This is a genomic window from Micromonospora cathayae, assembly GCF_028993575.1.
In the GTDB taxonomy this organism is placed as follows: domain Bacteria; phylum Actinomycetota; class Actinomycetes; order Mycobacteriales; family Micromonosporaceae; genus Micromonospora; species Micromonospora cathayae.
Map to the genome: position 1 here is coordinate 1,312,597 of NZ_CP118615.1, position 20,587 is coordinate 1,333,183.

The window sequence follows — 20,587 nt, forward strand, 5'->3', positions numbered from 1 at the left end:
CACGTCGAAGGGCCGGGTCCGGAAGCGGACCCGGCCCTCGCCGTCCGCCTCAGACAACCTGTCTCACCTGTCCCCCAGCATCTCGAAGAACTCCGCATTCTCTTCGAGGACCCGGCGCGCGGCCTGACGGGTCCACTCGTCGCGCTCGTGTCGATCCGGGTTCGCCTGGACCGCCCCTTCGACCGTCTTGTGCATCAAGCGGTGCTCCGCCTCGGCGATCTCCTTGAGCCGCTGCTCGACGTCGGGCCTGAGGTTCAACGGTCGAAACTCGTCCCGCTGGTCGTCAACCGGGTCAGGCACCAGTTCTCCTCCCTGCTCCGGTCGGGTCAGCCGGTTGCCGACCCGAGCCGCCACCGCCACGCCCGGGTCACGAGCGGGGCGGGGCGTGGACTGCCCCAGCGGTGCGGTGCCAGCCAGTGGCGCAGCACGGCGAGCCGACCCGCCGTCAGTACCGGCGTGCGTACCGGCAGGCCCAACTCGACCAGGCGGTTCGCCGCCGCGTTGGCCGGCGCGCACGGCCCCGGTGCCAGGCAGACCCGGCAGATACCGGGCTCCTGATCAGCTACGTGCGCGGCGATGATCTCGTGTGCGGCACGGCTCTCGGCCCGCGCGCGGGATTCGTGGACGCCCATCTGTGCGTACCCCTCCTGATGGAAGAGGCGGACGTGCGACGCACCGGCGGGCCCCTGCGGAGCGGGCACGACGTGGTAGACAGACGGGGAGTCGTTCCCCGGGACGTCATCCATCGCGATGTCTCCCGTTCGGCTCGTTGCCGGACCGGGGTGGGCATGCCGCCAAGCCGACCACCCCGGTCCGTTCTTCCCACTCGACCGTCGGTAACCTTTCGTGACCGCAGCCTCACGCAGCATGCATGCTACTCTCCGCCTTCGCAAGCTTGCGGATAGTAGTTTCGCAGCTCATGCTGTTGTTGCGCCGATGGATGGGAGTGGCGGATGCGCAACGAGCAAGCGGTGACGTTGCGGGCACAGTGGATCGGTCAACAGCTCCGCGACATGCGGGAGCGGGCCAGGCTGACCCTGAAGGACGTCGGCGACTACCTCAACCGGAACGCCTCCACGGTGAGCCGGATGGAGTCCGGGATCGTCCCGCCCCGGGTGCCCGAAGTCCTCGCCTACCTCGACCTCTGCGGCGTTGACGACCCACGCCGACGCGAAGACCTGAAGACGATGGCTCAGGACGCCTGGCAGAAGGGCTGGTGGGACGGCTTCAGCGCCAACGTCGCCGGTTCCCTGATCGACTGGATCTGGCTGGAGAGCCGGGCCACCGAGATCCGCTCGTTCCAGCTAGTCGTCGTCCCCGGCCTGCTACAGATCCGCAGCTATGCCGAGGCCCTGATCCGAGCGTGGGATGAGTCTGCCGCCGATGAGCAGGTCAGCCGCTTCGTGGATGTACGGATGAAGCGACAGCGCCGGCTGGAGGAAGGCGAGCCGGTCTACTTCTCGGCGGTGATCGATGAAGGGGCGTTACGCCGTACCGTGGGTGGCCCGGAGGTGATGCGTCAACAGTTGGCGCATCTGCGCATGCTAGCCGGGTGGCCGAACGTCGAGATCATGATTCTCCCGGCACAGGCTGGTGCTCACGCCAGTCCCGATGGCGGCTTCGATGTCTTTCGGATGCGCCGCCCCTACCCGCCAACAGGCTGCATCGGCACAGCTGCGGGAACCATCGTGGTCGAAGGCACGACCGCCGAATCACTCATGCAGCGTTACGATCGACTACGGCGTGTGGCACTGCGCAACGGTGCCGTACAACGGTTCCTCTTCGATCTGGAAGCACGTCTGGAGTGAGCGCGCATGGCGAGCGTCGACCGGCCCGGAGCGGAACGTCTGGGTGAGGTGGCCTGGCACGTGAGCACCCGCAGCGGCAACGGCGGCGGCAACTGTGTGGAGGCCGGGCCGGTGCTCGACGGCAGCCGACGGTTCGCCGTACGCGACAGCAAGGACCGCGGCGGGCCGGTTTTGGTCTACCCGGCGGACGCCTGGACGGCGTTCGTCACCGCCCTGCGCACGCCAGGGTCACTGCCCTCCTGATCGACGGCTCGTCCGCCACTGGATCCCCACGCCGAGATGTGGCTGGTTCCGGTGTGATCCGCTCGGCGTGTCGTGTGTCTGAGCCGCCCGGAACTGTCAGCCGATCAGCGGCCCCGCCCCGGCGTCAGGACCAGGCGCGCTGGAACGCCACCCGGGCCTCCAGCTCCAGCAGGTGCACCTTGCGGGGCAGGCCACCACCGAAGCCGACCAGCTTCCCGCCGGCCCCGACGATCCGGTGACAGGGCACGATCACCGGGATCGGGTTGCGGTTGCAGGCCACCCCGACCGCGCGGGCCGCGCCCGGATCGCCGAGCGCCGTCGCCACCTCGCCGTAGGTGACGGTCTCCCCGTACGGGATGCGGGTCATCTCACGCCAGACCGCCCGCTCGAAGTCCGAGCCCCGGCGGGCCGCCACCGGCACGGTGAACCCGGTCAGCTCGCCCGCGAAGTACCCGGCCAGCTCCGCCACGGCCTGCCCGGACAGCGCGTCGACGGCCACCGTGCCGGCCGACTCCACCCGCCCGAAGTGCAGGCCGCACACCGCCGTGTCGTCCACGGCGACACTGAGTTCGCCGATCGGCGAGTCGAACACGGTCCAGCGCATCCACCCATTCTCCCGCCCGACCGGAGGCAAACTTTCGCCGGCCGGGCGCGTCTGGGTAACGGAGGTGGGCGGTGACAGAGGTGACCGACCGGGAGTTCACCGCGTTCGTCAACGAACGGGGTGACGCACTGCTGCGGGTGGCGTACGCCCTCGCCGGCAACCAGCACGCCGCGGAGGACCTGTTGCAGAACGCGTTGGCAAAGGCGTACACCCGCTGGTCGCGGATCCGGGGCGACGCGGAGCCGTACGTCCGGCGGATCCTCTACCACGACCAGGTCTCGGGTTGGCGGCGCCGACGGCGGCAACCCGAGGTGCCGATGGCCGATCCCCCCGAGCGGCCGGCGGGCCACGACCACCGCGAGACGGATCTGCGTCTGCTGCTACGGGACGCGCTGCGCGAGCTGCCACCCCGGCAGCGCGCGGTACTGACCCTGCGGTACCTGGAGGACCTGAGCGTCGAGCAGACCGCCGAGCTGCTCGGTTGCCGGGTCGGCACGGTGGCCAGCCAGGCGTCCCGGGCCCTGGTGAAGCTCCGGCAACTCGTGCCGGCCTTCGACGACCTGACGGCCCGGCAGGAGGTCGGCCGGTGACCGGCGCACCGGAGGACGCGCTGCGGGCCGCCGTACGTGAGCTGGCCGGATCGGCGCGGAGCGCACCGGGCCTGGCGGCGGCGGCGCTGGGCCGGGCGCACCGCATGCGCCGCCGCCGGCGGGCCGCCACCGTCGGCGGCGCGGCCCTGGCCGTGCTGGCCCTCGCCGTCCCGTTCGCCCTGCTCCGCCCGGACCCGGCGGGGCCGGTGGTCGCCGACCCCACGCCCACCCCGAGCGTGCTGGTGCACCCGGCACCCGGCCCGGACTGGACCGCCCGGCCGCTGGTGCTGCCCGGTGGCTGGGTGGTCACCGGGGCCACCGGCACCGGCACCGGCACCCCGGCGCGGACCGGCTACGTCCTCAACCGGGACCAGAACCGCTACCTGCGCAACACCGGGTACGAGGAACTCTGGGCGGCTCCGCGCGGCACCACCGCCGTGGTGGTCGACTACGACCGGCCCCGGGACACCGGGCTGATCGACCTGACCACTGGCCGGGTGCGCTGGGTGCGGACCGGTCAGCCGACGCTGAACGCGCACTGGTCCCCGGACGGCACCCGGGCGGTGGTCACCCTGCTCGACAAGGAGACCGCCGAGTGGTCCTTCGGGGTGCTGGACGTCGACGGCGGCTTCCGGACCTTCCCGGTGGACATGCGGGTCAGGTACTTCTGCACCGACATCTGTGTCTTCACCTGGAGCCGGGACGGCCGGGAGGTGGTGCTCCAGCAGACTGACCCGGGCGAGCCGCGCTCCGAGTCGGAGCCGCACCCCCGGCGCGGGGTGCAGCTGTTCTCCGCCGACGACGGCCGACCCACCCGGTTCCTGCCGCTGCCGGGCGACCCCGCCGGCCCGTGGGCCTGGTCGCCGGACGGCCGGTTGGTGGTGGTGAAGGGCCGGACGGGTCCGCTGCTCGTGGAGACCGCCACCGGCCGGGTCCGGGGCGACGCCCCCGCCGAGGACGCGGCCTGGATCGACGACCGGCGGCTGCTGTACCACCACGGAGACGACATGGTGCTCGCCGACGTCGACGGTCGTGAGCTGGAGCGGCAGCCGCTACCCCGGGAGCTGGACCTGTTGCGGCTCTCCATCGCCCCGCGCTGAGGTCCGGCCGTTGTCACGCCCGGCCGTTGTCGCGCCCGGTCACAGACGTGCCTCTCCCGCGCAGCTGATCCGAGCCGTTGATCGGAAATGATTGATCCCCAGCTCACGGCGTGTCGGTCAATCATCGCGGCCACTACCAATGCGGTAGCGGGGCGTTCACCAAGCCGATCCGCCCCAGTGAGGAGTCGATACCCATGTCCGGCAAGCTGAAGAAGATCGTCGTCGGCGCGGCCACCACCGCCGCGGTGGCCGCGGGCCTCACCACGCTCACCCCCGGAGCCGCACAGGCCGCCCCCTACAACGGCGCCTGCGGTTCCAGTTACGGCGTGATCGACGCCATGAGCCTGGTCGGTCGCGGCACCGTCTACCTGACCTACAGCGGCAGCACCGGAAAGAACTGTGTGGTGACCGTTCGCGACAACCCGGGTACCCGGCTGCCGATGAGCGCCAGCGTCTCGCTGGCCGGTGCCCCCTGGATCACCGACAGCGGCAACTACACCACGTACGCCGGACCGGTCTACGTGTCCGCCCCGGGCCGCTGCATCGACTGGGGTGGCAGCATCAACGGGCTGGGCAGCTACCAGTACAACGTGCACTGCGGCTGACCCCGGCCCGACCGGTGGCGGTGGGACCGTCCGGTCCTGCCGTCACCGGTGCCCTCAGTTCGCCCGGGGGTACGCACAGGCCGCGTTGGCCAGCCGTTCCCTCTCGTCACCGTCCGGCGGCAGCGTGGCCGGGCGGCTCGTACCGTCCATCCGGGCCGTTCGGACGGCCAGCACGTCGGTCGGCCCCTGCCCGCCGAGACAGGCCACGGCGGCCACCATGACGTCCTCGGTGGGGGCGGGCCGCCGACGGAGCTGGTCCGCCCGCCAGACCGCGTCGAAGGCGGGCGTGGTCGTGTCGGTCAGCAGGACCTGATGCCACCGGTGGTCCGCCGGTAGGGCCGGATCGTCCGCGTACCGGACGGCGAAGCCGACGATCTCGACGTGGGTGCCGGTCGCGGAGAGCCTGAGGCCGGTGGGGTGCCCCGCCACGCCGACCGTGATCGAGGCGGGTGCCGGACGGCCCTCCGGGCAGTCGGACGGCCGTAGCCCGGCCGGCGGATTGCCGTGGATGACGGCGGAGGCGACGACCCCGCCGCCGGCGACGAGGAACCAGCGGACGTCCGGGGTACCGGCGGTCGCGTCGGTGATGTTCTGCCCCAGGCAGTAGCCGGTCAGTCCGAGGACACACCCGGGCGGGAGGGAGTAGAGGACCTCCGATCCCAGGGTCGGTTCCCGGCGGACGTTCACCCCGCTGCCGTACGTCGTACCGGTGAACGGGGCGTCCGCCTGTGCCGGCGGGCAGCTCGGACCGGCGGCGGGTGCCGTCGGACCGCCCCGCTGGAACCACCCGACAGAGATCAGGAGCAGGGCCAGGGCCAGCACCCCACCGGACACCGCGATCCAGCGGTACCGGCGACGGGAACGAGCCCCGCCGGCCGCCGACGGTGGTGACGGGGTGCCGGGTTCCGGAGGCGTGCGCGTCGGATCGGACGGCACCGGCCGGGACGCATCCCCCGCCGGTTCGCCCGCCCGCACCGACGACCGGCTCAACTCCCGGTCCAGGCGGTGCCACCGGGCCCGCCAGACCTCGACGTCACCCCCGCACGCGCCCACGTACGCGAGTACGACGTCGAGGCTGGGCCGGTGCAGACCGCCGGCCGCCTCGGAGAGGGTGGACGCGCTGTAACCCGCAGCCCTGGCCATCGACCGGTAGGTCGGCCCACCCGCCTCGGTGCGGAGTTTCCGCAGGTCGTACGCGAAAGCTTGCAACGGGCCGGCAGTCGGATCCACCGGCCGCTCCTGCCGAGCCATGCCTCTCCCCGTGGAGACTTCGATCGTCCGGCATACCGCGCGTCGAGCGACGATCGGTTACGGCATCGCGCCGAACATCATCATGCTAAGTAGCAGACATGCTACTCCCTGTTCAAGGAAGGCGGGCAGGGCGTGAAGTTTGCGACTATCGGCGCAATAAGGTAATAACAGAACGAGAGTGGTCTGTCACGACATCTCGGACAGCGGTACCGCGAAGACCACCCGCTTGTCGATCACCACGTCGGTGTACGGGTCGGCGTAGTGCTCGGTGGCCGTCCAGATCTTGCCGGGTCCCATTCCGGAGCCGGTGCCGCTGTGCTCGTGGTAGAGGTCCTCAGGGCCGATCGCCCAGCTCCACCGGTCCATCGTGACGTCCTTCTGGCCGCTGTACATGAAGCTGTGCTTCTCCGCCGAGGAGCGGCCCAGGTAGTACGTGCCGTCCCAGGTCTGCACCCCCTGCACGTTGGACTTCGGGCTGGTCACCGCGTCGGTCGGGACGGCCTGGCCTCCGGTCAGCACGAGTTGCCGGGTCGAGGCGTCCACCGGGTAGCGGACCACCCGGCCACCGGCCACGTTCAGGTTCGCGGTGTCGACGCCGCTGAGGTACTCACCGACCACCAGGGTGTCCGGGGTGGTGCTGCGGTCCAGGGTCAGCGACGAGAAGCACAGCGACGAGGTGGCCGGTACGCAGCTCGTCTGGATGTTGGCCTGCCGGTACGTGCCGATCTGCGGCAGCACGTACGAGTAGCCGTAGCCCTTGTACACACCGTTGTGCAGGCCGACCTTGTCCCCGTTGGCGGCGTCCACCCAGAGGAACTTCCGCATGTCGAAGACCCGGATGCCGTCCTCGGTGTCGGTGACGTACAGGTAGTTGCCCAGCCAGGCGATGCCCCCGGCGTGGATGCCGACCGCCTTGTAGTTCGGGGTGCTGGTCTTCGTCGGTTCGACCAGCAGCACGTGCCGGTACTCGCCGGTGGCCCGGTTCACCACCGAGATCCGGGCCCCCTTGTCGTACGAGGTGCCGGCGTTGGTGGCGGAGTAGTGCCAGGCCACCACCATCACCTGGTGGTCACCCCACAGGTGGTCGTCGTCGGCGTCGGACGAGCCGGTGACGCCCTGCGGCAGCCAGTGTCTGGTCGTACTGTCCTCGGTGTTCCAGCAGAAGCGGTCGGAGGAGCTGATGATGTCCTCCGGGGCGAGCGGGATGTCGGTGCGGGCGTAGTACTCCGGCTGGGCGGCGAGCTGGCTGCTGTTGCAGGAGTTGGTCTGCCGGTTGGCGGTCTCCAGCACGGTGGCGACGTTGTCCGCGCCGATCGTGCTGGCCAACGCGTTGGCGTAGCTGGTCAGGCTGAAATCCGGGGTGAGCGTGAACGCGGCGGCGTCCCGGATGGTGACCTGGGTCAGCCGCGGATCGTCGGCGGCGACGGCCGGGCCGGGCAGTGCCGCCGGGGCGGCGACGGCCACCAGCAGACCGAGGGCGAGGACTTTCAGTCGAGGACGCATAGATCATGATTATTGCGGCTCGACGGGGACTCGTGTGTCCGGCCGGTCACCCGGTGGGGTTGCCCCTGGTGGCTAGCGTGCGGGTGTGGCCACCGGAACGCTGATCTTCCTCATCATCGGTGCGGCCGGCGTCGCGGTCCTCGCGGTCGCCCTGCTCGGCGGGGAGTTGCTGCACCTCGGCCAGCCGGGCGTCGACGGGCCGGTCTCGGTGGAGGCGGTCGCCGGGTTCGCCGGGGCGTTCGGCTTCGGTGGGGCGATCGCCAACGAGTTGCTCGGTGCCGGTACCCCCGCCCTGGTCGCCGGGGCGGTCACCGCGGGCGCGGGCGCGGCCGTCCCCACCGCCTGGTTCGCGGCCCGGCTGAGCCGAGCCGCCCGGAACATGCGTACCGACCCGACGCCCACCCGGGACCACCTGGTCGGCGCGCTGGGCCTGGTGGTCACCCCGATCCCCGCCACCGGTTACGGCGAGGTGCGGGTACGCCTCGCCGGGCAGCCGGTGAAGCTCAACGCCCGCGCCGACCGCCCGCTGCCGGTCGGCACCCAGGTCTTCGTGGTGGAAGCACTCAGCGAGACCAGCGTGCACGTCGAGACGTACTGAACCTTCCCGTAGAGAGACGGACCCCCACATGCCCCTCCTCATCGCCATCGGCGGCGCGGTACTGCTCCTTCTCGTCCTGGTCATGTTCGTGCTGTCCAGGATCAAGGTGGCCGGGCCGAACGAGGCGTTCATCGTCACCGGCCGCAAGGGCCGCACCACCCAGACCGCCGACGGCGGCCGGTCCACCGACAACTCCGGCCAGAAGGTCGTCCTGGGCGCGTCGGTGTTCGTGCTGCCGGTGGTGCAGAAGCTCCAGTCGCTGGACCTGTCCAGCCGACGGATCGACGTCGGCATCAAGGGCGCGGTCAGCAAGCAGGGCATCCGCGCCGACCTGCACGGCGTGGCCATCGTCAAGGTGGGCGGCACCGAGGACGCCATCCGGGCCGCCGCACAACGCTTCCTGCACCAGCAGGACGAGATCGAGGACTTCACCCGGGAGGTGCTGGCCGGCGCGCTGCGGTCGATCGTCGGCCGGCTCACCGTCGAGGAGGTGATCCGGGACCGGGCGGCCTTCGCCAGCGCGGTCGCCGAGGAGGCCGAGCACTCGATGACCAACCAGGGTCTGGTGCTGGACACCTTCCAGCTCCAGGACATCCTCGCCGAGGGTTCGTACCTCCAGGACCTGGGTCGGCCGGAGGCGGCCCGGGTACTCAAGGACGCGGCCATCGCCGAGGCGCGGGCCCGGCAGCAGGCCGAGCAGGAGCGGCTGCTCGCCGAGGAGGCCATCGCCGAAGCCAACCGGAACCTGTCGCTGAAGCAGGCCGCCATCCAGGCCGAGATCGACGCGGCGAAGGCGAAGTCGGCGGCGGCCGGTCCGCTCGCACAGGCCGAACGGGACCAGGCGATCCTCTCCGAGCAGCAGAAGGTGGCCGAGCGCAACGCCGAACTGAAGCAGCGGCAGCTGGACACCGAGGTCCGCAAGCCGGCCGACGCGGCCCGGTACAAGGTCGAGCAGGAGGCCGAGGCGGCCCGCAACGCGGCCGTGCTGGAAGCGGACGCGCGCCGGCAGGCCACCATCGCCGCCGCCCAGGCCGCCGCCGAGCAGGCCCGGCTGACCGGTGAGGGCGAGCGGGCCCGCCGGGCGGCGCTGGCCGAGGCGAACGCGATCGAGGGCGCCAAGGAGGGTGAGGCCGAGCAGCGGCGGCGGTCGGCGATCGCCGAGGCGGTCGAGCGGGAGGGCCGGGCGGAGGCCGAGGCGATCCTGGCCAAGGGGCAGGCCGAGGCGGAGGCGATGGCCCGCAAGGCCGAGGCGTTCGCCGCGTACGGTGAGGCCGCCGTGCTGGACCTGCTGGTCCGGGTGCTCCCGCAGGTCGTCGAGGCGGCCAGCGCCCCGATCGGTGCGATCGACAAGATGACCGTGATCTCCACCGACGGCGCGTCGTCGCTGACGAAGTCGGTCGCCGGGAACGTGGCCCAGGGCCTCCAATTGGGTTCCGACCTGACCGGCATCGACCTGGCGGGTCTGCTGGCGAAGCTCGGCTCGGCGTCGTCCGTGAACGGCACGGCTCCCGTCGAGTCCACGGCGGTCGAGACGCGGTAACCGGCCGCCGGGACACGACAGCTGACCGCCGGGACGCGGTCGTGACCGGCCGCCGGGATCGGCACCGTCCGTCGTGGTCGGTGCCGATCCCGGGCCGCCGCGGTCAGGACGGGCGGCTCACAGTACCGAGCGTCCGTTGAGCCCGCCGGTACCGTTCGCTCCGGCGGGCGACCGGCTCGGCGCCGTCCCGGAGCGACTCTCCGGACCCGGATCACGGAGCAGCTTGGCGGCGAGGTCGTTCACGGCCACGTCACGTCGGGCCCGCAGCGACACCTGGTGTTCCTGGAGTCTCAGCTCGTGCTCCGCGCGCCGCATCCGCGCCTGGTTGTCGATGTCGTCCCGGTCGGCGGAGTACCGGTCGGCGATCCGACGCTCGTCGGTGCTGGTCTCGTCGACGAAGATCCGCTCGGTGCTCTCACTGCGCACGCGGTACAGGCGGTCGTATCCGCTGGTGCCGCCGAAGAACTTCGCCATCATCGGCAGGCAGTCGACCGCGATGAAGAAGAGCCGGATCGCCCAGGTGCTCGCGAACAGCGCCGGATTGCTGCCGGTCAGCTCGTGCAGGGCGGCCAGCCGTTCGAGGAAACCGATCGGTCCTTGATGACTGCGTTCCTCCTCGACCCGTTCGGCGATCTTCCGGTCCCGGTCCTGTTCGAAGTTCGCCACCGCGGTAGAGAGCTGTTGTTCCAGGACGACGATCCGTCCCCGTAGCTCGGAGTGCTTCCGGCCGTTCTCCTCGATGGGGTGGCTGCGGGCGAAGGCCTCGGCTTCGGCGGTGCGCTGACGGCAGCGCGGGCCGTTCCCCGACCGCCCGGTGAAGCCGGTACCGCCGCCGCCCGTGCACTCCCGGGCGGCTTTCTCCCGAAGTCCGTTGAGCGCGGTGGTGTCCTTGTCGACGGTCTTCTGGAGCGCCGCCGCCTCGGTACGCGTACCGGCCAGTTCCCGCCGGATCGCGGCCGGGGTGGTCTCGAACGACAGCAGGTACTGCCGACAGTCCTGGCTGGCCGAGGTGTCCTCGGCGGTGGCGGTCTTCTCCCCGTTGCAGGACAGCAGACTGGTCCGCAACGTGTCGAGCTGCCCGCTGCGTTCCTCCCTGATGTGCTGTTCGATGGCGGTCTCGAAGATCCGCATGACCAGCGGCTCGGCGATCACGACGCCGAACATCACCGCCAGGGCCAGCCGGGCCAGCAGGGGACCGACCCGGCGGACGCCACCCGCCATGCTGGTGACCAGTTGCCGGTCGAAGTTGATGATGAACAGGAACCAGAGCAGGGCGGGGAACAGGTGCCAGGCGGACACCCGGCCGAGAACCTGGTTGACGGCGACCCACATGGAGAACGCGGCGAGCAACGCGGTACCGAGGATCACCCCGCCCAGCGAGGTGTGCCGGGCCCGCTCGTGCCACACCCTGCGGAGCAGCGTCTCGTCCACCCCGGCCACTCCGCGGAGCAGTCGCGGCAGGTCGACGCCACGACGCCACGTCCCGCTCCGCTCGTCCCGCCGGGCGGGCTCCGGTCCACGATCAGTCAATGTCGGCCTCGTTCGGGATGAAGTCCGGCCGGGTGTCGTCGCCGTTCCTGCGGGCTCCGGGCCCGTGCGGAAGTGCGGTCGACGCCTCGACGGTCAGGGCCGGGTTGTTCTCGGTCGCGGAGCTGCGGCCGACCAGCTCTTCCACCAGTCGGACCGGATCGAAGTCGGCCCGGTCCAGGAAGCCGCGGGCGACCATGTCCTGCACCACGGCTCCGACCAGTCGTCGGCGTTCCGCCTCGGTGTCGTGCATCCGCTCGGCGACCTGGCCCACGTTGATCTCGTTGCGGCTGATCCCCAGGGCGTCGGCGTAGGTGGGCCCTGCGGACAGCAGCGTGGCGTACCGGTCGATCTCCTCGTTCTGCCAGGCCACGTCGAGTCGGCCGACCTCCTGGTCCCACTTCTTGTCCCGGACCCGGCGACGCTGGGCGCGCAGGTCGGCCGAGGGGTGCACCACCACGGAGCTGAGTGCGACGTCCATGCCCGGCACCACCGGCGGCACGAGGTGACAGTAGGCGGTGATTCGGGCGTCCACCTGGCGCCGGACGTCGTTGATGTCCTCGATCCGGAACTGGAGGCCCAGGTTCTTCAGTTCGCGGTCCTGCCACAGATAGGTGGTCAGCAGGGTGACGAGGTCGTTCAGTCCGGCCTCGGCGACCGCCTCCGGGGTGAGGACCTGACACCGGAAGTTGACGACCACCGTGAACTCGTCCGCCGCGCTGGCCGACGGGATGGCCAGGACGCACTGCAGGTTGGCCGCGCGTCGTTGCACCACGCTGACCGCGACCGCGTCGACCACGGTCTCGTCGCTGTGGTCGACGTGGCGGTCACCGTAGAGTCGGTGTTGTCCGTTGACCTTGAACACGTAGACCGCGCCGGGCGGCAACGAGGGCAGGTCGGTGACGAGTCGCCGGCGGGTGCCGATCAGGCGACGCAGCACCGGCGGCAGGTTCTTCTCCGTCAGTACGGGATAGGGCATGGGGTCCTTCTCTCAAGGGTGTCGCGGGACGGCCCGTCAACGCAGGACGGTGCGGGGCGTCCCGCCGGCGAGCGCCGCGAGCAACGCGGCGATCACCGGTCGGGTCTGCACGGGGTCACCCGGGGCACGCAGTGCCTGCGCCAGTTCCCGGCACAGACGCACGCACTCCGCCTCGGTCAGTTGCCGACGTAGCACGGCACCCAGCTCCCGTACCGCGTACTCGGCTTCCTCGTGTCCGGCAAGGCTTTCCAGGGTCAGCTTCAACGCGTCGATGGCGCCCGACCGGTGGGGCAGGCTGCGCAGCGCCTCGGCCCAGAGGATGCCGAGCGGCTCGGTCGCCGCCGGCTGCTGCCGCAGCAAATGGGCCACCACCGGACGGGTGTGTTCGAGATGCTCCACCGAGAGCACCTCGATGACCGCTTCGGTGGCGAACCCCGCTATCCGGGGCTCCGGGGCCTGAGCGAGGGTGCGGCGTAGTCGGTGCATCAGGCGCTTGAGCAGTCGCGTCGCCGCCTGCGGGTCGGCCGCCGCAGTACAGAACAGCAGGCCCAGCGAGCGGACGGCCAGCTCACGGATCGGTTTGCCCCGGGTGGACAGGTGCCAGAGCCAGGGCTCCGCCTCGGTCGGGTAGCGGATACCGAGTGGCCCGCCGAGCGCGGTGGCGGCGGTCACCGCCGGGCCCTGCCCGGCACCGTCGGCCCAGCTCAGCGCCACCTGTAGGGCGGTCGGTGCCAACGCGTCGTCGGCGGCCATGCAGGACAGGACCGACGTCGCGGTGAACCGTTCGCCCGCCCGGCCCTTCGCCCAGCCGACGAGCATGTCCCGCACCAGCGGGGCGGCGTCGCGGTTCCGGGCCAGCAGGGCCATCCCGAGGCCCAGTTGCAGGCGTACCTCGGTGTCGCCGGACGCGGCCAGTTCGTCGATCCAGATCCGTAGCGGACGCCAGAGCCGGTAGCCGCACTCGTAGAGTTCGTGCAGCACGTGCTCGCGCATGCCGTCGGCGACGAACCCGACCCGCCGTTCGGCCCAACCAAAGTCGTCGACGCGGTCGGCGCTGGTCCGGCGGGTCACCAGCCCACCGTCCCGGTAGAGGTTGCGCCGTTCCTGCAACGGCCCGGCGGTGGTCGCCCCCGGTGGGGCCGGAGATGCCACGCCGGCGGAGAGAGCGAGTTCCTCCGCGCGGTCGATCTCACGCAGCCGGGCGTACACCTCCTCGAACCTGCGCTCGGGAAGTTCGTGGGCGAAGGCCAGCGCCGCGACCCGTAGCAGTTCCTGCCAGGAGTTGTCTTCCGTGAACCACTTCGCCACCCGGTTCCGCTCGGTGTGCTCCGCTACGGCCAGCGCGATCTCCACGCCCTGGGGCAGCCGATCCAGCAGGCCGACCACCTCGCCGGGCAGGCGGAGTTCGGCGACCCGCTGGCGGACCCGGTCGACCGCTGCGGCGTCGATCGGTCGACCGAGCCGCAGGTAGGTGTCGAGGATCGCCCCCGCCTTCGGCGGGCTCCACGGGACGGCTCGTTGTTCCAGGTCACCCCGGCACAGGGTCCGCTGGTTCACGGTGCACACCAGGAAGGCACCCCGGTCGGTCAGCCGGTCACCGAGCCGGGCCGCGTCGAACGCCTGCACCGCAGCGTCCCGCTTCTCGCCGAGCCAGTCGAGGACCAGGTAGCCGCGCCCCCGGACGAAGTCGTACTCGCTGAGTTGGGCCAGGGTCATCGCCGGGGAAAGACCGGTGATCCGGCCCTCGGCACCGATCCGTTCGCGCAGCAGGGCCAGGGCACCGGTACGGCGGCCGACCCCCGGGTCCCCCGTGAGGAAGACGAGTCGCTCCCGGTCGAGCAGTCCGGCCGCCTGGGGGTACCCGTCCGGCGGTGCGAAGTACCGCAGCGCGTGGTCGACCTCGGCCTCCGGGATCCGGCCCACCGAGACGTGGCTCACCGCCGCGCCACCGGAGATGCCGAAGGTGGCCTGGCCGGCGTGCACCTGCCCGTAGAACTGGTTGATGACCCGCGCTTCGCGCCGTTGCTCCTGAGCGCCGGGGGTGTCCGGGTCGGGCTGTGGGGCGGACGACGCTCCAGCGGCGTCGGCCTGCTCGCCCGGCTCCGGTGGCTCGGGTGTTGTCGGATCGGTACGCGGTGCGTCCGTGGCTTCCGGATCAGCCACGGCTTCCGCCGGAGAAGCCGAAGGTGGCGTGGCTGGCGTCCACCGCGCCCTGGAAGACGTTCATCACGTCGGCGCGCTGCTGCGGCTGTGGTGCACCGGGGGTACCCGCCGGGTCGCGGCCGGCGGCCGGGTCGTCAGGCCGGGGCTCACCTGGCTGGTCGGGGGTGCTCCCGGCTCCGGTCGGCTGATGCTGCGGGCGGCCGGCGCCGGGGACCCGGATCCACGCCGTCGCCCGGTACTCCTTCTCCACCACCTCGACCTCGTGGAAGTCGCTTTCGACGTAGGTGGTGTGGTCACCGAGCACGAGCGCCCGGAAGACGTCGTCGGAGAGGATGAGTGCCAGGTTCGCCTGCGGGGCAGCCGCCAGGGCCTGCCGCAGCGGACCCGAGTTCAGCAGCCGGCTCACCGTGACCACGCCCCGCCCCGGGTATCCGTTCGCCCCCGGATAGGCCACTCCCTGGTCGACGGCGATCCGCAGTCGCACCCGGTCCGTGTCGGTCCGGTACCGGTTGACCCGGTTCAGTTCCGCGTCGATGTGCCGGACGTAGTCGTCGACGACCCTGGGCTCGCCGCGCCCGAGTGGAACGAGCGCGAGTTCACCGTCACCGCTGGCCTGGGTGGTCCAGGACCCGCGGTCCAGACCTGCTGCCCCCGCTGCCCTGGTGAAGATCTGGACCAACCGTTGTTGCACCTCAGCCTGTGCTCGGTCGTCCCGCCTCCCGTAACCTTCCACGTCCACGGAAACACACAGTCTTCGATCGAAGAGTTCTGTAACAGTCAACGAAGGGGCCTCTCCCTGCAAGGAACGTCGCCGCCACCGGACACTGTGCGATAGACGACGGACGAGAATCCCGTACTAGTACGGGGTCTGATCTGTCAGTTGACTGACCTGGCGCAGACCCGCCAGGTCCCGGACCACGAGCCGCCGATAACCGCGGGCGATCAACCCTTGTTGATCAAGAATGGAAAGCGCCTTCTCCGCAGCAGGGAGGGAGACCCCCGCCATCGACGCCAACTCGGCCTGGCGAAGCGGAATACCAAGATCGACGCCTTCGCTCGTGGCAGCCCCGTACATCTCCACCAGACGCGCAATGATGCGACCGACCCGGGTGGGCGCGTCATAGGCCCGCAGGTCGACGCGTTGCTGATTCGCCCACCGCAGTCGACGACTGATGGTCCGCCGGATCTCGACGTCGATCTCCGGGTGGAGCCTGCCGAGGTGACGGAGCTCTTCCGGCCCGATCCGCCGGGCCGACACAGCAGCACAGGTGACCACGGTGGCCGAGCGGGGTTCGCCGTCCACTGCGGCCAGCTCGCCGACCACCTCGCCCCCGACCCGTACGGCAAGCAACGCCTCGTAGCCTTCCGCCGTCGACAGGGCGACCTTGACGGAACCGCTGAGGAGCACCAGAACGTGACGGGAATCCTCGCCCTGACGGAAGACCACCCGTCCACCCGGAACGTCGATCCGGGCGCCCGCCCGGCACACGACCTGCCGGGCGGGACCGCTGAGTCGACCGAGCAGGGTCTGGGCGGGCCATTCGGACGCCTCGCGGGTCATCCTTTCCGAACCACCCGGTCGCACCGACGGATGCGGACCATGAAATCCACCGCCTCCTTGCCGAGCAGCGCGAACGCAGTCAATTTTGCTCCACCGGAAGAGTCCACATCATCCCTCAGCGGCACGGCGCGACAGTCCCACGCACGGGACCGGGCAGGGATGGAAACATACGGTAGGACAGATGGGAATGCACAACAATAGTCGGAGCGCTTATTTCTCGGCGAAAAGTTCGACGGCACGTCACCCGATGCCGTCACCCGAAGATCGTTCTCACGGGCGGGAACCGCGATTCGGCACCGTTGGCTGTCACAGGGTCTGGTACTTCTTCCGGTATGACTTCTGCCGTTCCGCCCAGCTCGCCGGTCGTCGTCGGCCTGCCGATCGCCGACCGGACGACCTCGTTCCGTTTTTATCGGGACGCCCTCGGCCTCACCACGGTCGGCGAACCGGCCACCGACGGCATACCCGAGCCGTTGCAGTTCGTGGTGAACGAGGGCCTGCGGCTGATGCTGGTGCCCACCGGCGGGTTCGGTTGGGTCGTCGGGCCGCACGAGGTCGCCCCGCGCGGGCAGAGCGAATGCCTGCTCGGCCTGACCCTTTCCACACCGGAGGAGGTCGACCTGCTGGTCGAGCGGGCCCGGAGCGCGGGTGCCGACGTCGTGACCGGCCCGGCGCAGCAGCCCTGGGGGTACAGCGCCGTCTTCGCCGACCCGGACGGGCACCTCTGGATGCTGTCCGTGCCGCCGACCGGCTGACCGCGTCGCCGACCGACTGAGCCGGCGGGTGGCGGGCCGACCACGTCGGACGGGCTGATCGCGGCGGGTAGCGGGCCGGACGGTCCCCGGGCCGTCCCCGTCGACCGCCCGGCTCGGGACGCCACGGCCGGTGCGGTCAGTCGACCAGGCCCTCGGCACGCGCCCAGCGCAGCAGTTCCGCCTCGGCGGCGTCCCGGTCCAGCGGGCCACGCTCCAGGCGGACGTCCTTGAGGTGCTTCCAGGCCCGCCCGACGATCGGCCCCGGCGGTACGCCGAGCAGCTCCATGATCGCGTTGCCGTCCAGGTCGGGGCGTACCCGGGCCAGGTCCTCCTCGGCGGCGATCCGGGCGATCCGCTCCTCCAGCGCGTCGTAGTCGGCCGCGAGGTTGGCGGCCTTGCGCCGGTTGCGGGTGGTGCAGTCCGAGCGGGTCAGCTTGTGCAGCCGGGACAGCAGGTCACCGGCGTCGGTGACGTACCGGCGCACCGCCGAGTCGGTCCACTCGCCCCGGCCGTACCCGTAGAACCGCAGGTGCAGGTTGACCAGCTTGGTCACCTGGGCGGTGACGTCCTTCGGGTACCGCATGGCCTTCATCCGGGCCTTGGTCAGCCGCGCGCCGACCACCTCGTGGTGGTGGAAGCTGACCCGGCCGTCCGCGCCGACCGCCTTGGTCGCCGGCTTGCCCACGTCGTGCATCAGCGCGGCCATCCGCAGGACGAAGTCACAGCCGTCGTCCTCCAGGGCGACCGCGTTGCTGACCACGGTCAGCGTGTGCTCGTAGACGTCCTTGTGCTGGGCGTGCTCGTCAATCTCCAGCTTGAGCCCGGTCAGCTCGGGCAGGAACCGCTCGGCCAGCCCGGTGTCGACCAGCAGCCGCAGCCCGGTCACCGGGTCCGCGCCGCAGAGCAGCTTGGTGAACTCGTCCCGGATCCGCTCGGCGGTGATCCGGTCCAGGTCAGCGGCCATCCGGACCATGGCCGCCCGCACGTCCGGGTGGACGGCGAAGCGGAGCTGCGCGGCGAACCGGGCCGCGCGCAGCATCCGCAGCGGGTCGTCACCAAAGGACTCCCGGGGCGTCCCCGGGGTACGGATCACCTTCGCGGCCAGGTCGTCCAGGCCGCCGTACGGGTCGGTGAACCGGTGGTCGGGCAGGCTGACCGCCATCGCGTTGACGGTGAAGTCGCGCCGCTTCAGGTCGTCGGCCAGGTTCGTCCCGTACGCCACCACCGGGTTGCGGCTGACCTGGTCGTACGACTCGGCGCGGAAGGTGGTGATCTCCAGCCGCAGGCCGCCGCGCTGCGCGCCGATGGTGCCGAACTCCCGGCCGGTCTCCCAGATCGACTCGGCCCAGCCCTTGAGCACCTTCAGCGTCTGGTCCGGGTGGGCGTCGGTGCAGAAGTCGAGGTCCTCGCCGAGCCGGCCGAGCAGGGCGTCCCGTACCGAGCCACCCACCAGGTGCAGTTCGTGCCCGGCGCGGGCGAACCGGCGGCCCAGCTCGTCGGCGACCGGGGAGACACGGAGCAGTTCGGCGACGGCGTTGCGCTGGGCTGCGGTGAGCTGGCGGCGGTCGACGGCGTGGGGTACGGAGGCTTCGGACATCGGAGCGCCAGCCTAGCGGTCCGGGGTGCGATCCGGTCCGCCGGGCGAGGTGGTGTGGGACGTTGATTAAGGTCTTGGTCGTGTGCGGGCCGGTGCCCGGCCATCTCGTACCCCTTGGGAGGCTCGATGAGCGGCGGGCTCTACCGCAGCGCGAACGCCGGGTGGGGGGACGACCGCCGGCCGGACGGCGCGACGTACATCTCGGCCGAGCCGTTGAACCAGCCGGCGATGGAGTCGACCGCCCCGCCGCAGGAGCAGGTGGCCGAGGCCAGCGCCGCGACGAACAGCGCGGTGATGGCGATCGGCAGCCTGGTCAGCCGGGGTACCGGTTTCCTGCGCACGCTCGCCCTGACCGCCGCGCTGGGTGGTGCGCTGGTCGGTGACGCGTACACCACCGCGCAGATCCTGCCCGGGATGGTGTACGAGTTCCTGCTCGGCGGCATCCTCACCAGCGTGCTGATCCCGGTGCTGGTCCGGCGGCGCAAGGCCGACGCCGACGGCGGCCAGGCGTACGCCCAGCGGCTGCTCACCCTGGCGGTGCTCACGCTCGGCGTGGCGGCGGTCCTCGCGGTGGCGATGGCATCGGTGCTGACCTGGCTCTACTCCAGCGACCAGTCCAGCGACAGCTACAAGGACCTGGTCACCGCGTTGGCCCGGCTGATGCTGCCGATGATCTTCTTCTCCGGGCTGAGTGCGTTGATCAGCGCGGTGCTGAACACCCGGGGGCACTTCGCCGCCCCGATGTGGGCACCGATCCTGAACAACGTCGTGGTGATCGGCACCGCCCTGGCCTACATCGGGATCTTCGGCGCGGAGATCGTCGACCCGGACGAGATGACCACCGGGCGGATCCTGCTGATCGGCGGCGGCACCCTGCTGGGCGTGACGGTCCAGGCGTTGGGGCTGCTCCCGGCACTGCGGAAGGTCGGCTTCCGGTGGAAGCTGCGGTTCGACTTCCGGAAGCTGGGGCTGGCCGAGCTGGGCCGGCTCGGGATCTGGATGTTCTGCTACGTGGCGGTCAGCCAGATCGGCCTGATCGTGCTGTTCAACCTGCTCAACCGGGCCGGCGAGGACAACGCCGCCGGTCCGCTGATCTACAACAACGTGTTCCTGCTGCTGATGATGGCGCACGGCATCATCGCCGTGTCGATCATCACGGCGTTGATGCCCCGGATGAGCGCCGCCGCCGCCGACGGCCGGTACGCCGACCTCGCCGCCGACCTGTCCAAGGGCACCCGGACGGTCAGCGCGGTGCTCGCCCCGATCGCGGTCTGCTACGCGGTGCTGGCCACCCCGCTGGCGAACACCCTGTTCCGGTACGGGGCGTTCAGCGCGGAGAACGCCACCGCCACCTCGCTGGTGCTGCTGGTGGCCGCGCTCGCGCTGGTGCCGTTCGCGGTGAGCCAGTTGTTCACCTTCGCCTTCTACGCGCTGCCGGACACCCGCACCCCGGCGCTGGTCAACATTCCGGTGGTGGCGCTGCGGATCGGCGTGCAGGTCGCGTTGTTCGCGGCGTTCTCGGCGAGCTTCGCCGCCGCCGGCATGATGATCGGCAACGCGGTGTCGTACCTGGCCGCCGCGATCGTCTCGGCCTGGCTGCTGCGGCCCCGGGTGGGCCGGATCGGCCTCGGCGCGATCACCCGCACGCTGGGCAAGGTGCTGGTGGCGGCGCTCGGATCCGCCCTGGTCGGCCTGCTGGTGGTGAACCTGCTGCCCGGCGGCGACACGCCGAGCCGACTGGAGGCGATCGTCCAACTCGTGATCGGTGGCGCGGTGATCGCCGGAAGCTACCTCGGGTTGGCCGCGCTGCTGCGGATCCGGGAGATCACCGAGGTGATCGGGATGGTCCGGAGCCGGCTCGGCCGCTGACCAGGGCCTGTGGACAGAGGGTGACCGTGGATCACCAGCCTGGGGATGTACCTGTGGATAACTCAGCGCGCCGCCGCTCAGCTGCCGTTTCGGCCTGTGGATAACCAACCGTACGGATGAGTTCGGGTCGACGATCGGTGGGAACTCGCCAGCCGTCGACCCGGGCGTCGGTTCGGGCGAGCCCCTCCGGTGACGGCTTGCGACCTGCCTCTAGATTTGGCACGTACATGTGCCAGCAACGTGGCTGACAACGGTCGTAACCGGACAGGCCACTCGTTACCGGCACCGTGTACG

General features: G+C 70.9%; 20 protein-coding genes. 9 read left to right on the top strand and 11 right to left on the bottom strand.

Going from position 1 to position 20,587, the window contains the following annotated elements; all coding sequences use genetic code 11:
• Positions 1 to 63: 63 nt before the first annotated feature.
• The gene (locus PVK37_RS06090) at positions 64 to 300 is read right to left on the bottom strand and encodes a hypothetical protein (RefSeq protein WP_275032770.1); all 237 of its coding nucleotides are present in this window, start codon (positions 298 to 300) and stop codon (positions 64 to 66) included.
• Between the two features lie 26 nt (positions 301 to 326).
• Positions 327 to 632, bottom strand: a complete 306-nt coding sequence (locus tag PVK37_RS06095) for a hypothetical protein (RefSeq protein ID WP_275032771.1) — start codon at positions 630 to 632, stop codon at positions 327 to 329.
• Positions 633 to 953: 321 nt separating this feature from the next.
• Here PVK37_RS06095 and PVK37_RS06100 point away from each other — a divergent pair, with 321 nt between their 5' ends.
• Positions 954 to 1,808 carry a helix-turn-helix domain-containing protein gene (locus PVK37_RS06100; protein WP_275032772.1) on the top strand — a complete coding sequence of 285 codons (855 nt, stop codon included), beginning with the start codon at positions 954 to 956 and terminating at the stop codon, positions 1,806 to 1,808.
• Positions 1,809 to 1,814: 6 nt separating this feature from the next.
• Positions 1,815 to 2,051: a DUF397 domain-containing protein gene (locus PVK37_RS06105; protein ID WP_275032773.1), complete on the top strand. Its 237-nt coding sequence runs from the start codon at positions 1,815 to 1,817 to the stop codon at positions 2,049 to 2,051.
• A 124-nt stretch (positions 2,052 to 2,175) separates the two neighbouring features.
• Here PVK37_RS06105 and PVK37_RS06110 read toward each other — a convergent pair whose 3' ends face one another.
• Complete coding sequence (locus PVK37_RS06110) at positions 2,176 to 2,655, bottom strand: methylated-DNA--[protein]-cysteine S-methyltransferase (protein ID WP_275032774.1); 480 nt, start codon at positions 2,653 to 2,655, stop codon at positions 2,176 to 2,178.
• A gap of 71 nt (positions 2,656 to 2,726) precedes the next feature.
• On the opposite strand from PVK37_RS06110, the gene PVK37_RS06115 reads away from it, so the two are divergent.
• The 3 genes from PVK37_RS06115 to PVK37_RS06125 all read left to right on the top strand — a co-directional run bounded on the left by PVK37_RS06115 (position 2,727) and on the right by PVK37_RS06125 (position 4,950).
• Positions 2,727 to 3,245, top strand: a complete 519-nt coding sequence (locus PVK37_RS06115) for a SigE family RNA polymerase sigma factor (RefSeq protein WP_275032775.1) — start codon at positions 2,727 to 2,729, stop codon at positions 3,243 to 3,245.
• Complete coding sequence (locus PVK37_RS06120) at positions 3,242 to 4,345, top strand: TolB-like translocation protein (RefSeq protein WP_275032776.1); 1,104 nt, start codon at positions 3,242 to 3,244, stop codon at positions 4,343 to 4,345. The genes PVK37_RS06115 and PVK37_RS06120 overlap by 4 nt, the downstream gene beginning before the upstream one ends.
• 194 nt (positions 4,346 to 4,539) lie before the next feature.
• Complete coding sequence (locus PVK37_RS06125) at positions 4,540 to 4,950, top strand: hypothetical protein (RefSeq protein WP_275032777.1); 411 nt, start codon at positions 4,540 to 4,542, stop codon at positions 4,948 to 4,950.
• Between the two features lie 54 nt (positions 4,951 to 5,004).
• Here PVK37_RS06125 and PVK37_RS06130 read toward each other — a convergent pair whose 3' ends face one another.
• Both PVK37_RS06130 and PVK37_RS06135 read right to left on the bottom strand, forming a co-directional pair.
• The gene (locus tag PVK37_RS06130) at positions 5,005 to 6,180 is read right to left on the bottom strand and encodes a helix-turn-helix domain-containing protein (protein ID WP_275032778.1); all 1,176 of its coding nucleotides are present in this window, start codon (positions 6,178 to 6,180) and stop codon (positions 5,005 to 5,007) included.
• 207 nt (positions 6,181 to 6,387) lie between these two features.
• Positions 6,388 to 7,704 carry a hypothetical protein gene (locus tag PVK37_RS06135; protein WP_275032779.1) on the bottom strand — a complete coding sequence of 439 codons (1,317 nt, stop codon included), beginning with the start codon at positions 7,702 to 7,704 and terminating at the stop codon, positions 6,388 to 6,390.
• Between the two features lie 85 nt (positions 7,705 to 7,789).
• On the opposite strand from PVK37_RS06135, the gene PVK37_RS06140 reads away from it, so the two are divergent.
• The gene (locus PVK37_RS06140) at positions 7,790 to 8,302 is read left to right on the top strand and encodes a hypothetical protein (protein ID WP_275032780.1); all 513 of its coding nucleotides are present in this window, start codon (positions 7,790 to 7,792) and stop codon (positions 8,300 to 8,302) included.
• Between the two features lie 28 nt (positions 8,303 to 8,330).
• On the top strand, positions 8,331 to 9,842 hold the full coding sequence (locus PVK37_RS06145; protein ID WP_275032781.1) for a flotillin family protein: 1,512 nt from the start codon (positions 8,331 to 8,333) through the stop codon (positions 9,840 to 9,842).
• A 117-nt stretch (positions 9,843 to 9,959) separates the two neighbouring features.
• Here PVK37_RS06145 and PVK37_RS06150 read toward each other — a convergent pair whose 3' ends face one another.
• The 5 genes from PVK37_RS06150 to PVK37_RS06170 form a co-directional block, all read right to left on the bottom strand.
• Entirely contained in the window at positions 9,960 to 11,372 is a 1,413-nt protein-coding gene (locus tag PVK37_RS06150; protein ID WP_275032782.1) for a DUF4407 domain-containing protein, read from the bottom strand.
• On the bottom strand, positions 11,365 to 12,348 hold the full coding sequence (locus tag PVK37_RS06155) for a hypothetical protein (RefSeq protein WP_275032783.1): 984 nt from the start codon (positions 12,346 to 12,348) through the stop codon (positions 11,365 to 11,367). The genes PVK37_RS06150 and PVK37_RS06155 overlap by 8 nt, the downstream gene beginning before the upstream one ends.
• Before the next feature lie 36 nt (positions 12,349 to 12,384).
• Positions 12,385 to 14,511, bottom strand: a complete 2,127-nt coding sequence (locus PVK37_RS06160) for a hypothetical protein (RefSeq protein WP_275032784.1) — start codon at positions 14,509 to 14,511, stop codon at positions 12,385 to 12,387.
• Entirely contained in the window at positions 14,504 to 15,190 is a 687-nt protein-coding gene (locus PVK37_RS06165) for a hypothetical protein (protein WP_275032785.1), read from the bottom strand. Before PVK37_RS06165 ends, PVK37_RS06160 begins: the two co-directional genes overlap by 8 nt.
• A gap of 177 nt (positions 15,191 to 15,367) precedes the next feature.
• Complete coding sequence (locus PVK37_RS06170) at positions 15,368 to 16,072, bottom strand: Crp/Fnr family transcriptional regulator (protein ID WP_275032786.1); 705 nt, start codon at positions 16,070 to 16,072, stop codon at positions 15,368 to 15,370.
• Between the two features lie 332 nt (positions 16,073 to 16,404).
• Between PVK37_RS06170 and PVK37_RS06175 the strand changes: the two genes are divergently transcribed.
• Positions 16,405 to 16,827: a VOC family protein gene (locus PVK37_RS06175; protein WP_275032787.1), complete on the top strand. Its 423-nt coding sequence runs from the start codon at positions 16,405 to 16,407 to the stop codon at positions 16,825 to 16,827.
• Between the two features lie 136 nt (positions 16,828 to 16,963).
• Here the strand turns inward: PVK37_RS06175 and PVK37_RS06180 are convergent, their stop codons facing one another.
• Complete coding sequence (locus tag PVK37_RS06180) at positions 16,964 to 18,424, bottom strand: CCA tRNA nucleotidyltransferase (RefSeq protein ID WP_275032789.1); 1,461 nt, start codon at positions 18,422 to 18,424, stop codon at positions 16,964 to 16,966.
• Between the two features lie 126 nt (positions 18,425 to 18,550).
• Between PVK37_RS06180 and murJ the strand changes: the two genes are divergently transcribed.
• Complete coding sequence (murJ, locus tag PVK37_RS06185) at positions 18,551 to 20,293, top strand: murein biosynthesis integral membrane protein MurJ (protein ID WP_275032790.1); 1,743 nt, start codon at positions 18,551 to 18,553, stop codon at positions 20,291 to 20,293.
• The last annotated feature ends 294 nt before the right edge of the window (positions 20,294 to 20,587 follow it).